Here is a 15,432-nt window from a genome sequence, read left to right on the forward strand (position 1 = left end):
CCAACTTTTCGAAATAACATTCACATTGTAAGAATCTTCTATATAACTAGTGTCTTCCCCTGCAATAAAACAAAAAAACCGCGTTTAACGCGGTGAACGCTGAGCCGAAGAAGAATGGGATGACGAGACATTGCAGCGTAACAATCCAACCCAGCATTTGACTTGACTATTCGGGATATAAATGAAACAATATTTTATGAAAAATCGATACCTTTTAACCGGAGTGATTATATGGATATCCTATCAATGCATAACGGGAAACACTGCGTTCCAGAATGGAAATGGCATGTTCCCGTCGGTTGTCATCCAGGGTTTACCTTGTGGAGTATTTGGGGTGGAGAAGGTCAAATCATGCTAGGCAAGAACTGCTACAAATTAAGCATAGGTGATGTTTTTTTTATCAATTATCAGAACGAGGTCAACGCCTATCAAAGTGAACATACCAGTCTCGATGTACGTTACATAGATTTCACATTGCAAAATCCGGATATCTTGTGTGACTTGCCTGAGCATCGTCATTTTGATCAATATCACTTTGTACTTGAGCTCTTCAATCGCTTTCGTTTAGCAGAAGAAAGAAATAACTTAACGCAAATGGAAGTATGGCTACAAGCACTTATTACGGAATATCAACATATAACGCCAACATCAACCGGAGCATATACAATAAAAATTGATGAGCTATGCCGTATGTTTCAACAACACCCGCAGCAGCAATATGATATGAGCGAACTTGCCCAGAACTTTTCTCTTACGACAGATCATTTTATTCGCATTTTTAAACAGGAACGTGGTGTTACGCCCTACGCCTATCTGCAGCACTGCAGACTGGATACTGCCAAAACTCTGTTACGCATGTCTACTCTCAGTATCACGGACATTGCGAGCAGTTGCGGCTTTTCGGATATCTATAATTTTTCTCGTTTTTTTCAGTCAAAAACAGGAATGTCTCCAAGCAGATTTCGTAATTGAAATGCTTTTTCAGTCCATCATTCAAATTTGATTGGCGTGCCATTTTCAGCGCTCAAGTAAACCATATCTAACATTTGAGTGATTTTAAGTCCCTGTTGAGGCGTGCAAGGTACCTCTTCATCATTGACAATGGCATCCAAAAACGCTTGCCGAACATTCGGCATTTTTGAAATAATCTTATCATCTAAAGGAATGTCTTGGACTTCTCCGCCGATTTCCAAAAACACTTTGTTGCTTGCAGCATTCCCATCTCCAACTGCTCTATGCAAGACCGCACCACCCTTGGAGCCATAAATCCGTGTTGTAATCACCTCGTTCTCTCGGTTGCTGGCCCAGGATGCTTCCAATTCAAGCATAACCCCGTTGGTCATACGAAACATAGCTACCCCCATGTCTTCAAGCTCGAAATTCTGAATGCCTTTGCGTTCAGCCTCGTCCTTGGAGACCTTGCAAAACGTGTTTCCTAGTACCCATTCCGGATCTGGATACCCGCAAAACCACATAGCACGGTCAAGCACATGGACGCCAAGATCAATAAGAGCTCCACCGCCGCATACTTCTTTTCCAGATGCAAGCGGATACCACCATGGCACCCCTCGTCTTCGTTGCCACAGCGTCCGCACATAATAGATATCACCGAGCTTGCCTTCGTCGATCACGGATTTTAACGTTTGGCATTCGTGTAGAAAACGCTGATTGAAGTTGATCATCAACTTTTTGTTGTGCTTTTGAGCGGCTTCAAGCATATTTCTCCCCTCTGCCGCATTTCTCGCCATAGGCTTTTCACACAGCACATTCACGCCCGCTTCCATCGCCTGAATGGAAAGCCTCATATGCAAGAAATTAGGAACTGCGAGGCTAATCGCATCCAAATTTTCCTCTTTCAGCATCTTATCGAAATCCGTATATTTTTTTGAAATGTTATATTTATCGCCTATCTCTTTCAGTCTTGATTCATCAACGTCGCACAACACAATTTCTTTAACGGTGTCGCTGCTAGCGTAGTCCTTAACATGACTTGCTCCCACAGTTAATCCGACAACACCTACTTTAAGTTTTCTGTTACTCAAGCTTATCCCCCCGTTATTTTATTTCAGAAGCATATATCACGATAATTCTTAAATCCTCTGGACCATTATTAATAAGACCGTGACTGCCGGTTGCACGGCAGACGCTTATGTCGCCGGCCGACATCTCGTATTGGTTACCATCAAGCTCCATGATTCCGTGGCCAGAAATGCAGTAATACCACTCTTCCATGGGAACATCGCTGTTATGTTGGTGATAGCCGAAGGTAGAACCAGGCGGGATTATATCATCATGAATGAATTTAATGTACTGCCTATCGCTCGATGCAACCGTTTGAATAATATCCTTTAACTGAAAAGGACCTGTGCCACCATGGCAATTTAGACGAGTCTCATACGCTTGTGACTTGTTTTCAATAAAATCTGTTTTTTTCATAAATTATAACCCCTTTTCAAACATGAGTTGTGTTAAACATTTTGATAAATTAATCATAGGCTTGACAAACTGGAATGTAAATGTAAAAAGGCGATATGTTTTATGAAAAATCGATATACCATAGAAAACTCCTATTTTTCAGTCATTTATGCAAATTCCTTATTTGATGAGCCGATTGGGTAACGAGTTTGCCATAAAATAAAATACGCGTTCACCCAATGGAATGAACGCAGTTGTTAATTAAGGACAACTATCCTGTATATTTTGGTGCTATCAAGTCTCGCAAAAAATATTAAAGTGTTTTGCTCACAACACGGGACCTTCCATGATCATCACAATTTCTAAATATCAATCTACTAAAATTGTAAGCACCGTTATTCCAAACATGAAAATCATGAAAACCATCCTTAATCAGAATTTGATAAAAATGATTAAGATGATTCCCCGATTGATGTATAAGCTCATCTATAGATTTTATATAGCTACCAATTGCTACTCCGTCCGCATCGCCACAGGTGGTATATAGCAAATGAAGATCATGGTCGCAAGACGCAAGACTGACTCCAAGCGTTTTGCCACCACTCGACGTAGGCGCGTTTGAAAAAGCTCCGACATAAGCGAACAAATCTATCATACCTGGCGCGAGTACAGTCTTATCCAATTCGTTGTTCCAGGGACTCTCCGTGCGAGTGATTCGCGTCGAATCATGCCGGTAACCGCCAAGAATCAGATTCAGGGCTTGCATTCCCCCCATAGAAAGCCCAGCGATCGCTCTGTGGGTGCGGTTATATATGATTCCCTCATGGGAGGTGTCTGTTATATCTGCGAAGGTTTTGTAATTCGATTCTATACATGGAATCAGATCGTATCTCAGCTCATAATCAAAGTAATAGAATCCCAGCATATTGGTTCCTTCGGAATTGAAGGAGGTGTCTGTCCAGTCATGCGCGCTTCTTCCGTTAGGAAATACGACGATCAACGGATCGATATCACAGTTGGCAATGAGATTATCAAATAGATTGCAAATGATAAATCGTCCGTCAACTTTACCGTTGCTGTTTAACCACTCATATTGATCTCCGCCTACGCCATGAAGCAAATACAATACATTGTATCTGACAGCATTGTCGTTTGGGTCATAAGCAGCTGGCAAGTAAACGTTGCATTTCTTCAATATGGCATCTCCCGCAACGGTTTCTCTTCCTGCTTCACTGCTATCAATGTTCCGATCTGTTACAAGCTGTCGAGTCAAATCAATATAGTTGCTTACCTTATAGGAAACCTCTTGAACCGTACCTTGAAGCTCTTCATTAACTGACTTAAAATATTCGGCAGGCACTGCCGTCACGTTCTTGCTTCTCATAGATCCTCAATTTCCCTTCAGATATAACTTTTCCGGTTAATCCCATCCTACACTGGAAGCACCAAAACAAAGCTGCCGCACATATCATCCATGTGCGGACAGCCTTCCTACTATTCTTTACTGGTGTTATTGCACGTGTTGAGCTTCCAAAATCCTAATAATGGTAACCGCCGCTTCTGCACGGGTGCTGAAAGCCTTCGGCTTCAGCGTACCGTCTTCGTAGCCGTTAAGAACACCCTTAGCAGTCAAAGCCGCTAGCGGCCCTTGTGCCCAGTCGGAGACGTCTCCACTATCCTTATAGTCCAAGCCGCTGCTGGCAGATGCCAACTGTGCGGCACGTGCAAGGATTACAGCCATTTGTTCCCGGGTGATGTTGTCATCGGGACCGAAGGTTCCATCCTCATAGCCATCCACGATTCCCAGCGCCGAAGTGGTTGCAATGGCTTCCTTCGCCCAATGACTGGCAGTATCAGCGAAATCGGTTCCGCCTGCAGCGTTCAGATGAAGAGCTCTGACGATCATGGATACGAACTCGGATCTTGTTACGGCTGAATTAGGCTGGAATGTGCCGTCTTGGTAGCCGTCGATCACTCCTGCTTTTACAAGTTCTTGGATACCTGCTTCCGCCCAGTGTCCTTTAATATCGGTCAAGGCCGGAAGTTCGACAGATGCGGACTTTTCTGCCGCCAATACTGCAAACTTGGTGAAGTGCGTCACACTGCCGGAAACGGTGCCTTTCACTAGGTCGATCTTAATATCGTCCAGTTTGACCCATTTGCCGGTTTCTTCGTTGTACCAGTACAGTGCCAGCTCATGCTTATCATCCAACAAGCTGGTGTTGAACGGAAGGGTGATCGTAACTGGTTTCTGGAACGGCCCTGCTACGTCCTTGATAAACTCGTACACATCTCCAGCAAGCTTCAAATCTGGATCCGGCTTCAGCTGTGAGGTATCGCTCAACTTTTTAATGCTCACGTATATGTCACTGCCTATTGCTCCTGCCGGTAAGTCAACTGCCGCCCCATTATTCTCTACCTTGCCTCCTGTATCTGTTTGCACCTTAACCGCCCCTTCCGGTACTGGAGGCGAGACAGAGGAAGTCTGCGAGGTCGACGGGTCGGATGACTGCACTTGCTCAAGCTTCAGAATGCCGAATCTCGAAGTGTTCTGGTAGGATTGACCTGTTGGGTCGTTCCATGAAAATACGCTGTCACGGCTTCCTCCGTCCTGATCATTGTTAACCTGGAAGTCAAATCCGATCACGGTTCCTGCTTGTGGAGTAATCGTATCCAGCGCTATAGCTGCTTCTACAACGTAACCTCCATCAATGATTTTGGTGGCCGATGCATAGTTATTTTGGGTTGCGTGGCCGCCGACGGTCTTTACGTTTTGGAAGTTGATCCGGTATTGGCCGTCGTCACCTTGGTAGCTGTCCGTTTTTCCGTTGTTCTGGTCTACGAAAATCTCCATCGAATCCTGCTCCCAAGCGTTGGCATTGGCATCGCTCAAATTGCTGTCTAACACAACGGCATAGACATAGAGGTTATGCTCATCCCACATGGCACGCAATTGAGCTTTGGTGACTGCATTGTTATGCTGCTCTACCATCACATCACTCGTGTAAACCGGTGCATTCGCCCACTTGCTGTCCATTTCGCCATCGATGCCAGGAGTTCCGTAAGAAGCGCTTGCCGCTTTTACGGCATCGATATAAGTCAAGATCCCGTAACCAAGTACGTCGTTGTCTTGAGTGTTCCTTGGATCACTCCAGGAAACGATGACGCCGTTGCTCCCATGCTCCGTACCGTCATTAATCCCCGTATCGGTAGCTCTTACGTCAAACTTCAAGTGCTTGCCCAATGCTCCTGCCATCGGGATTGATGCTTGCAGCACATAACCGTCGGTTCCTTCCGTAATTTGAGCATCATTTCGTGCGAATGTATATTTCTTAATGCCATTGTCATCTACGAAGAGTTCTATTTTATCTGTTGCGGTTTTGGTAATGTCTTTGACCGCTATGCGGGTATAAACATGTTGTTCATCCCACAAGGTTTTCACTTCAGCTTGAAGGGTACCTAATTGTTGCGTTTTCAATGCAGGAACCGTGTTCCAAACCGGATCTGAAGCATTAGCCGGTGTACCTCTCGCTGTATTTGCTGTCTGAGCGGTTATTGGTAGGTGGGATGGCGTCAACGTCTTTACTGCTTCAATCATTCCCCAATAAGCATATTTGGCTTGGTACTGCGCATCGAACGGGAAAGGAGCATCTTTACGGGTTGCACCTTGGTTATCGAGCCAAGTATGGTCGTCTGCAATCCCCCACAACGTAACATTGCTGATCCACCCGTCAGGATTATATGCCTGCGTGTTCGAGGCAGCATTTTTGCCCTCATTGTCCAGCCGAACAAGCTCTTGGAACAATTGCTTATAACGGTAGCCTTGTTTCACAAGAATGGACTCATCATAGCTGGTGGAGCTGCTGTCGGTATAAACCGAAACGTCAAGCTCCGTCACCTGGTTGTCGAATCCGGCTTCGCCGAATTTCCGGATGGATTCGGAAATTTGATCGATAGAGGGACCACTTACGTTGATGTGCGTTTGGTGGCCAACGCCGTCAATGGGAACTCCCTCGCCTTTCAACTTCGTCACCAAATTGAACAAATAGTCGCGTTTGACAGGATCTTGCGTACTGTAATCGTTGATATATAGTTTTGCGTTTGGCAACTCTTGACGAGCAACCCTAAAGGCTGTACGGATGAAATCCAAGCCAGTCAGCGTATACCACTCGCTCTTCCGCATGCCGTCTGGCTGCCCGGGGTCAATAACTTCGTTGACCACATCGATGGCATCAATCGGCACGGCTATAGCACTGAAGTGACGCGCCACGGTTTGGATATACGTCGTCAGACGGTCAAGCACCAGCTGTTTATTCTCAGGTGTAGCTGCAAGCGGTTGGCCCTGCGCATCCTTAAACATCCATTCCGCAGCCTGCGAATGCCAAGCAAGGGTATGCAGCCGGAAATTCATAGTGTGATCCTTGGCATATTGTGCAATCTTGTCTGCTTCCGTCCAGTTCCATTGCCCTTCTGCCGGTTCCAGAGAACCCGGCTTTGTGGCATTCTCAGCTACGAGGGAACTATAGTGATAATCCAGAAGCGTGTGAACATCGGAAGTAAGCTGATCTCCTGTTACGGCAGCACCAACTTTGAAGTTGTCCGCATAGATGTCCTTCAAAGGATCAATATCCGTTTGAATCGGCTTCGGCCCTGATACTTGACCCACATAGGACAAATCGAAATCGTCCATATAGAAGGATCTTGCATCTTCGTACTTGTTGGCTACTTCCACATATGCATTCAATATGGTCGGAGTGGCAGCAACGGTAAACGCACCGCTCAACTGTACCCATTGATCAGAGGTTACCGTCACGTTTGACGAAACATTCGTATAGGTACTATCGCCGCTCTGTACAGAGAGCCGCAATACAGTGGGTGATTGTCCCGGAGCCATTTTTACCCAAGTGGACAAATTGTACTTGTATCCCTTGGACATCTTGCCAAGGACGTTGAGTAAAGGCCCGTCATATTGCTCTGATACCGTGGTCAGCAAGCTCTTGGAGCCGCTTGTGGTGTGATTGTCTGCCGTAGATATATCGATATTGCCGGAGCCGTTTCTGCGCACCCAATTTCCTTGCCCGTCCTCAAAGGAGGATTGGACCCCAGTTTGGTCAACTGTTCCCGAATCAACCGGTGCAGCCGGCGTGACATCCGTTAGCTGCACTTCATCAATATAGAGGTCCTCCATAGTGGTGGAAGCTGAATCCGACTCCACCCATATTTTGAACCCCTTCGTATCGCCTGGCAGCTCGTATCCCTTCAGTTCAAAGGGGGTCCAATCGGTGGAGTTAACCGATTTATTTCCGACCAGCCAAGGATATTTGTTGGTCAGCGAGGCGGCATCGACATTGGAAGCGATATGAAAATTATCGGTTCCTGCACCGACTTTAAGCTTCAATGACAAATCGTACGTATGGCCGGCTTGTGTGTACGAAGTCAAATCCAGGAACGGGGAGCTATTACTTGCAGCACGGTTCGTCATCGCCAAAGATTTGGAGCCATTGGAGGCCGTTGCCGACGTCACGGCAATGGTACCGTCTCCCATCCAGGATACCTTAACCCAACCGCCAGTTTGGTCGTCTTCAAAACTTTGGGACAATACGACCGTATTGCCGGCAGCCGATGCCATCACGGGCACTAGAAGTTGGGGGGAGATTATCCCAAACAGCAGCACAATTGCCATCCATACATGAAGTTGTTTTCTCACAAGCATTCTCATCCTCCTCTTTCTGCAATCGCTTACAATTTTATTCCAACTTCATTCTACAACTTAGGTAATTGGCTTCACATACTCATAATAAAGAATAATCCCCCCTCAATTATGGCGCAGAATAACTAGTGCTCGCACCGTTTCCACGGTTTGAGACCTGCCACCGAAGCTATGGTTGACCATTTGCGGTCAATTTGCCTACCTGATTACACGCCAAAATGCCTGCTTAGGCCGGAGATCTCCATCGAATAGAAACGGCCAATTCTTTCTGCCTCGAACAGGGAAGTCGTCCAACCAGGTATAGTTGTCAGCCGCTCCCCAGAACGTTACCGACGTAATGACTTCTCGATATTCTTTAAATAGCCTGAAGATATCCTCGTATCGCTGCTCCTGAAGCTCCACCATCTGCTCAGTGGGTACCAACAGATCGGTCCGCCTGTCCTCAAATTGAAACATGGAGAGATCTAACTCGGTGATGTGAAGCTCCAGATCGAGGGATGCGTAAAGCTCGATCGCTTGCCGTATTTCATCCAAGGAAGGACCATAGATATTCCAATGTCCCTGCATGCCGATTCCGTGGATTGGAACCCCCTTCTCCTTCAATGAACGGACGAGATTATAGATCTTATCCCGTTTAACTGGCTCTGTCTCGTTGTAGTCATTATAGAATAGAAGCGCATTCGGATCGGCTTCATGTGCTGCCTCGAAGGCATGGCGGATATAATCCTCACCCAGAATTTCCAACCATTTGGTACTACGCATGACCAGGTCCGCCTTATCTTCTATCGCTTCATTGACGACATCCCACGCATTTACCCTGCCCTTATAACGACCGACTACCGTATGGATATGCTCCTGCATACGCAAGAGAACCATTTCTTTGCTGGCTGCACCGCCAGAAGGACCTTCAAACACCCAATCGGGGGTTTGATTATGCCAGACCATTGTATGCCCCCGAACGGCAATCCCGTTCTGCAAAGCGAAATCCATGATTTCATCCGCTGCCTCAAATGTATACCGCTCTTCCTCAGGATGGATTTCCTCGAACTTCATCTGGTTCTCCGCTGTAATGCTGTTATAATGCTGGGCGATGAAGTTTCCTTCGGATCGGATGGTCTTCGTGCTAACAGCAGCCCCGATTCTGAATATGCCTTTATAAGCCTCGTGTAAGTTCGGTACCTTGTTGTTCATAGATTGGCAAACCTCCTTAAACCCTGTTTAAACAGGCCTTCTATGTTATATGATATAGAATCTTACAACATTTACCATTCACAGATTAAAGATCTCTCCCCCCTATTCTTAAAATCTTTCAAGATTGTGTGCGATGTTTTCAGTCGCACTCATAGCAAATAGACGTGTATCTCTTATAAAGAAATACACGTCCTTCATTTGACGTCCACTATGCTTTGCTTAACTGTCTAAACATACCGGGCTTGTCAGACACACGTTTCTCAAACTCTTTGAGGAAATGATGATAGTGAACGTATCCGATCTGCTCAGCAATTAGACGAATCGTCTCATCAGTTTCGCATAGCATACGCTTCGCCGCGTTAATACGCAGGTCATGAATATACTCAATGATGCCTACGCCGTTCCTCTTCATAAACGCTTGGCCTAAGTAAACTGGGTTCATGAAGAACCGTTCTCCGATCTCTTTAATCGTCAGCGTTTCCCGATAATGCTCCTGGATAAAACGCTCAATAACTCGAAGGGGATGACCGGAGAACTTCTCTTTATGCTGCTTCAGCTGACACATATACTGCTGCACATACGCCTGCAGGGACTCCTCCACTTCCTTTAGGGAACGATGCTCCCTTCTCAAAAAATCGCGAACACGAGGCAGCGCCTCCGAGTCAATCCCCATCTCCCGCATGACAGCTACGCTTTTCAAAACAATGCGTATGACCAGCAAATGAACGACTTCCCGGGCCGTTTTGTTAGCTGACAGCATCACAAACATTTGCTTAATCAGGTCCTCAACCCGCTTTTCCTGAAGCGCCTCGAGGGCACTTTGAATGTCATCTACGATAGAAACCGCATTAAGATCATAGCTGATTTGCTTGTGATGAATCTTATCGTAATCGAGTGGGCCACCGGATTCATGAAAGAAATGATGCACTGATGTCTCTAGAGCACCTGCATACGAATCTTCTATATGACGGAGGGAGTCCACCCGTGGTCCTATCGAGAGACAGCATTCGATACCTTGCTCATGTAGGTCTTCGTATACCTGTTGAGCCCATTGCTCAATCTCAGGGAATGACTCCATAACAAGGCCGTCCTGGCTCCCAAACAAGTCGATTGCATGAGCTTTTCGCGAAAGGAAGTAACGTGCATCCAGCTCTTGTTCTGAGCCGCTAAGCCATTCTAGATGAATATACCTCCAGCCCTGATCTCCTTGTGCCAAGGGATCTAGTATCTCCCCAACGTTCCCGTCTGTTGCCGAAATTTCCGCCCGAAGAATTTGAGCAAGTAGAGTAGGTACTAGACGGTCGGAAACGAGGTCATGGCGTACCCTTTGCTGTTCTCGGTGCTGTAGCTCCCCAATAACGTATTGAATGACAGCCTCCCATTCCCTATCCAAAGCCGGCTTAAGCAAATAATGCTTTACCCCATACCTCAGGGCCGATCGAGCATATTCGAAATCATTGTAACCGCTTAAAATGATGAATACCGGATCGTTACCTGCCTTTTGCACCCGATCGATCAATTCTAATCCGTCAATTACCGGCATCCGAATATCCGTCACTACGAGATCAGGCTTACAGGCTTCAATACAGGCTAAAGCTTCTTCGCCGTTCTCGCACATTTCTACGATTTCAAAGCCAAGCTCTTCCCATTCGACCATGAGCTTTATGCCTTCCAAAGCGAAAGGCTCGTCATCCACGAAGATAACCTTATACATGTCCGATCGTCTCCTCCTGTTTCCTAATAAGACTCAAAGGAATCTGTATGGTAACGCTCGTTTTCTCGAAGGGGATACTTTCAATTTGGAACAAAGAGCGTTCAGCATAAAACAGATTTAAACGTCGGTACACATTGCGAAGTCCGATGTTCTTGCCGTTGTCTTCTCCCTTATACAGACTCTGAACAATTTCATCCAGTTTCGCACTGTTCATACCGATTCCGTTATCTTCGACCTTCATGAGCATGTTCATCCCTGCTCTTTCTACAGATATCCGAATTCTGCGATTCCCTTTCACCGATTGAAGCCCATGCTTGCAAGAGTTCTCAACGAGCGATTGAATACTCATCTTCGGGATTCGATACGATAGAACAGAGTCGTCAACGGACAATTCATAGTGAAACCGATCTTGAAATCTGAACTTCTCGATCTGGAGGTACATATCAGTGAAGCTTAGCTCTTCTTCTACTGTCACCAAATCCTCCTTCCAGCTAAGCAGCCTTCTCAAAATCTGGGACAAGTTTTGAATAATTTCTATTACTTGCTCATAACGATATTTCTTGCATACGACAAGAATCGCATTTAACGTATTGAACAGAAAATGAGGATCTACCTGGCTTTGCAAATAATTCAGCTCGGCCTGTACGCGTTCTAGCTCCAAATCTTTTTTTTGAATTTCGAGTTTGTACACGTCGTTAATTAAATTTCTAATTTTCTCCGTCATCAAATTAAAGCTGCGAAGAAGATTACCGATCTCGTCTTTTCCTTCATACATCGTAATGGGTTCGAACCTCTCGTTTTTCACCAACTGCATATGTTTGGAGAGCTTTCTTACCCGAAAATTGAAAGAGTGCATAATGATGTAAATCAATATCGTCGGAATGATCGTACTAATTAGCGTCAGCCAGATAAAGAAGTGGATAATCCCCTTTCTCTCCTCCGCGATTCGACTTCCCTCCGGAATTCCGACCAGCCGCCAGTTAAGCACATAACTAGCGCTACTGAGAGGCCTGACAAAGCTCTTCTCAGGTAAGGCTGTCAGCTGAGAATCCTTTGACACAGGCAGGGTCAGGAGCAAAGGGTCACTCCCCTTAAACGCACCTGCCGATTCAAGAACAAGCCGATTTTCCTCATCCACGAGCTTGATTAACAAGTAATTGCTCTCTTTATCAAACAGCTCAAGCAGCTTCTCCATCCGAATATCGATACGCAGATATTTAGAGAATTTCATGAGGTCAGGGAAATTGTCTAGCTTCCGAATAATGCTGACATATACCAATTTCTCCTCGGGATTCATGGGATTCGTATCCAAATAAGAGGTCACTGTCACCTTATCTTTATTTTCGTTCATCTTCTGATACCATTCACTCTTCAGATCATTAGGCTTAAGCATAAAGTAGCTTCCACCATTGGATAGCGTTGGGTTAGATGTGTATACGCCAATCCAAGAGATGTAGGGATAAATATTCGGATACTGCCCCAATTTGTCTCGGAGGTAACTGTCGTATTCTTCGTAATAAGCAACATTATCCGAGTACGTATACTCAAGCATTTCATTAAATACACGATCAGCGGAAACAGCGTTGCCAATCACAACACCTGAGTTCACCATTTGCATGATTTCGTTTCCGACCCTATCTAGAGAAATACGTAAGTTATCCATCTCTCTACGTTCTGTATTTTTGCTATCTTGCAAGAAAAATAAGTTGTTTATACACAGAATCGGCAGCAGCACACACATCAAGTAAATGATCAGAAACTTGAACTTCAGGGGAATATCATTAACAATACGCAACAGTTTCCATTTCCGGCTCATATTTGCTCTCCTTGTTAGTCGTAGGTTAACCCTTCTTATAGGCAGAGGGTAACAAACCAGTAAGTGCCTTGAACTTGGTTACGAACTGTTCGGAATCCGAGTAGCCGACACGATCGGCGACATCGGATATTTTCAGTTCTTCACGGCGAAGTAATTTTTTGGCTTCGCCAATTCGTACGACATGTAAATATTCATTGAAGGTGAGGCCAACTTGCTTCTTAAACCTCTGGCCAAAGTACGCAGGATTCAGCCGAAAGTGCTCTGCAACAGCCTGCAGCTGCAACTTTTCCCTATAGTGCGATTTGATATAGTTTCCCGCTGCGGATACGACTTCATCTTGCCCTATGCCTTTCTTCTGACCAATCCACTCTGCAGCTTGCAGAATTTCTTGTGTTACCTTGCGCTCCAAGAGGCCAATATCCATAGAAACAGTGGGAACAAACCAATTTGGAGCCCATATAGGATCACCGCCGAATTGGGCAATCGTCTTAAGAATTTCAAGCTTAATGTTGCCTAAATAAGCACTCACCCAAGATTCAGATACAGACTGCCTCGAAAAAGCGATGAATAAGTGGTGTACATGGGCTCGCACTGTTTCTGGGCACCCACTCCCTACGGCATCTAGGATGGATTCCGTCATACCAACAAATGCAGGAAGCGTCTCCGCTGACCACTCTCCTTGATAGATATAAATCCCTTCAGTTCCAGAAGGGAACTTGCACATTTCGGCTATAAGCCCCTCACGAAATGCTTCTTTTAACGCATGCGGTCCCTTGTGTTCGCCGCTAATCGAAAAGGAGAGCGCTGTGCCCCAGTTATGTCTGACACTGGCAATGATCTCTGTCATCATCGCAGAAGAAAGATCGCGTTCCTCGGGTCCTGTGACCAACAAGAATCCATGGCGTTCTTTCCCTACGCCAAATGGAAGCATCATCACTTGAGTATGCTTGATCTTATCTGCAATAATCTGCTTCAGTTCCGACTGGAATTGAGCTTGAATGTCAGGTTCAAGTAAAACGCAGCGGAAGCTAGAACGTTCATGAAGATCCAACAAGGCGCTCGCCTGCTCGATCCATTTCTGCCTATTTTCCCCCTGTAACAACTTTGAAATCGTTTCCAATCGTAAGCAATCCAAAGCAGCGCTTTCGTACTGGCTATTAACTATACGGTCTTGAATCGTAACCGCGACCGCTTCCACTGCAGCTACAAGCTCCGCTTCAATCAAAGGCTTCATCAAATAATTGGCGACACCATGCCGCATCGCTCTTTTGGCATATTCGAAATCCGCGTACCCACTCAAAATGATAAATTTCATTTCAGGATGCAGACTGGACGCTTGTTCAATCAATTCCAAGCCATCTATAACAGGCATTCGCACATCTGTCAGTACCAAATGAGGCAGGGTCGACGCCATCAAAGCTAATGCGTCTTCACCATCCGAAGCTTCCCCGCACACTTCAAATCCTAGTTTATTCCAATCAATCATTGTCCGCAGACCCTCTAGCATGTAAGGCTCGTCATCGGCAAACATAACCCTTAACATGGGAATCACCTCACTTCAGGATATGAACTATTATAAAGGATAAGATGGGCTGAATAAAGCAAAAACCGTCCCAGCACCAAGCTGAAACGGGAGATGATTATGATCATCGCTTGCTAGGTCTTACTCTTTGACACTTCCAAGGTTCATACCGACGATAAAATACCTTTGAAGAAAAGGATACACGAACAGAATCGGAACCGCCGCCACAATTGTAATCGCCGCACGTATGGAAGAAGGCGTAACCATGGCCTTCGTTTGATTGGTATTTGCCCCAGCCATCAGACCGGGATCATTGTTGCTGCTCATCGTTGATCCAAGTAACTTCATCATTTCGTACTGAAGTGTACTCAGCTTTAAATCAGACGAAGCATACAAGAACGTATCAAACCAGGTATTCCAAGATCCAACCGCAATAAACAAGGAAATGGTCGCTAGTACGGGCGTACACAATGGGAGGATAATTCTCAAAAATATGGTGAAATCACCGGCTCCGTCCATTTTCGCAGACTCAACCAAGCCTGATGGAAGCGTTCGAATATACGTCCGAATGACAATGAGATTGAACGCATTCACCATTCCTGGGAGCACATACACCCAGAAGTTATTCAAAAGTCCCAGGCTTTTAATTAGAAAGTAGTTAGGAATTAATCCCGCATTAAAATACATTGTCAACACAAAAATTAAACCGATGATTTTACGAAAAAGATAGTGGGGCTGTGCTAGTGTATACGCTAACATGCTGGTAAGGAATACACCTATCACTGTCGTTGTAATCGTACGAGCGACTGAAATCCACGCCGCATGGTAAATCGTACCTGAAAGGAAAATCGCCTTATAATTTTGCAATGACCATGAACGAGGCCATATATAGATGCCTCCCCGAAGCGCATCATTGCCCTCATTGAATGAAATCGTTAGTGTATGAAGGAACGGATATAATGTTACTATAGCAAGAACGAGCATGAAGATGCCGTTAATCGTATGGAACAGAATCGGTTCCATCCGAATTCTGCGCGCAGTCGTTGTTCCCATCGTCATCTCTC

At 45.5% G+C, this 15,432-nt stretch carries 10 protein-coding genes; 1 reads left to right on the top strand and 9 read right to left on the bottom strand.

Annotated elements, in window-relative coordinates:
* The first annotated feature begins 162 nt into the window (after positions 1-162).
* A complete protein-coding gene (locus tag AC58QG_RS10890; RefSeq protein WP_497362068.1) occupies positions 163-972 on the top strand; it encodes a helix-turn-helix transcriptional regulator in 810 nt (269 codons plus the stop codon).
* 17 nt (positions 973-989) lie between these two features.
* Here the strand turns inward: AC58QG_RS10890 and AC58QG_RS10895 are convergent, their stop codons facing one another.
* The 9 genes from AC58QG_RS10895 to AC58QG_RS10935 all read right to left on the bottom strand — a co-directional run bounded on the left by AC58QG_RS10895 (position 990) and on the right by AC58QG_RS10935 (position 15,421).
* Entirely contained in the window at positions 990-2,042 is a 1,053-nt protein-coding gene (locus AC58QG_RS10895) for a Gfo/Idh/MocA family protein (RefSeq protein WP_497362069.1), read from the bottom strand.
* Positions 2,043-2,055: 13 nt separating this feature from the next.
* Positions 2,056-2,436 carry a cupin domain-containing protein gene (locus AC58QG_RS10900; protein ID WP_497362070.1) on the bottom strand — a complete coding sequence of 127 codons (381 nt, stop codon included), beginning with the start codon at positions 2,434-2,436 and terminating at the stop codon, positions 2,056-2,058.
* A 292-nt stretch (positions 2,437-2,728) separates the two neighbouring features.
* Positions 2,729-3,799, bottom strand: coding sequence for an alpha/beta hydrolase (locus AC58QG_RS10905; protein WP_497362071.1), 1,071 nt, complete (start codon positions 3,797-3,799; stop codon positions 2,729-2,731).
* Between the two features lie 126 nt (positions 3,800-3,925).
* The gene (locus tag AC58QG_RS10910; RefSeq protein WP_497362072.1) at positions 3,926-8,122 is read right to left on the bottom strand and encodes an endo-1,4-beta-xylanase; all 4,197 of its coding nucleotides are present in this window, start codon (positions 8,120-8,122) and stop codon (positions 3,926-3,928) included.
* 201 nt (positions 8,123-8,323) lie between these two features.
* Entirely contained in the window at positions 8,324-9,316 is a 993-nt protein-coding gene (locus tag AC58QG_RS10915) for an endo-1,4-beta-xylanase (RefSeq protein WP_497362073.1), read from the bottom strand.
* Between the two features lie 208 nt (positions 9,317-9,524).
* On the bottom strand, positions 9,525-11,030 hold the full coding sequence (locus tag AC58QG_RS10920; RefSeq protein WP_497362074.1) for a response regulator transcription factor: 1,506 nt from the start codon (positions 11,028-11,030) through the stop codon (positions 9,525-9,527).
* Complete coding sequence (locus AC58QG_RS10925) at positions 11,023-12,846, bottom strand: sensor histidine kinase (protein WP_497362075.1); 1,824 nt, start codon at positions 12,844-12,846, stop codon at positions 11,023-11,025. The genes AC58QG_RS10920 and AC58QG_RS10925 overlap by 8 nt, the downstream gene beginning before the upstream one ends.
* A 25-nt stretch (positions 12,847-12,871) precedes the next feature.
* On the bottom strand, positions 12,872-14,389 hold the full coding sequence (locus AC58QG_RS10930; RefSeq protein ID WP_497362076.1) for a response regulator transcription factor: 1,518 nt from the start codon (positions 14,387-14,389) through the stop codon (positions 12,872-12,874).
* A gap of 120 nt (positions 14,390-14,509) precedes the next feature.
* Positions 14,510-15,421 (bottom strand): carbohydrate ABC transporter permease, encoded by a 912-nt coding sequence (locus AC58QG_RS10935; protein ID WP_497362077.1) that lies wholly within the window; start codon positions 15,419-15,421, stop codon positions 14,510-14,512.
* Positions 15,422-15,432: the final 11 nt, after the last annotated feature.

The sequence above is a fragment of the Paenibacillus sp. J22P169 genome, assembly GCF_059691995.1.

Bases quoted from the DNA above. Each gene is read 5' to 3' on its own strand.
- AC58QG_RS10900 (WP_497362070.1), bottom strand. From the start codon at position 2,436: ATGAAAAAAACAGATTTTATTGAAAACAAGTCACAAGCGTATGAGACT.
- AC58QG_RS10905 (WP_497362071.1), bottom strand. From the start codon at position 3,799: ATGAGAAGCAAGAACGTGACGGCAGTGCCTGCCGAATATTTTAAGTCA.
- AC58QG_RS10915 (WP_497362073.1), bottom strand. From the start codon at position 9,316: ATGAACAACAAGGTACCGAACTTACACGAGGCTTATAAAGGCATATTC.
- AC58QG_RS10920 (WP_497362074.1), bottom strand. From the start codon at position 11,030: ATGTATAAGGTTATCTTCGTGGATGACGAGCCTTTCGCTTTGGAAGGC.
- AC58QG_RS10925 (WP_497362075.1), bottom strand. From the start codon at position 12,846: ATGAGCCGGAAATGGAAACTGTTGCGTATTGTTAATGATATTCCCCTG.
- AC58QG_RS10930 (WP_497362076.1), bottom strand. From the start codon at position 14,389: ATGTTAAGGGTTATGTTTGCCGATGACGAGCCTTACATGCTAGAGGGT.
- AC58QG_RS10935 (WP_497362077.1), bottom strand. From the start codon at position 15,421: ATGGGAACAACGACTGCGCGCAGAATTCGGATGGAACCGATTCTGTTC.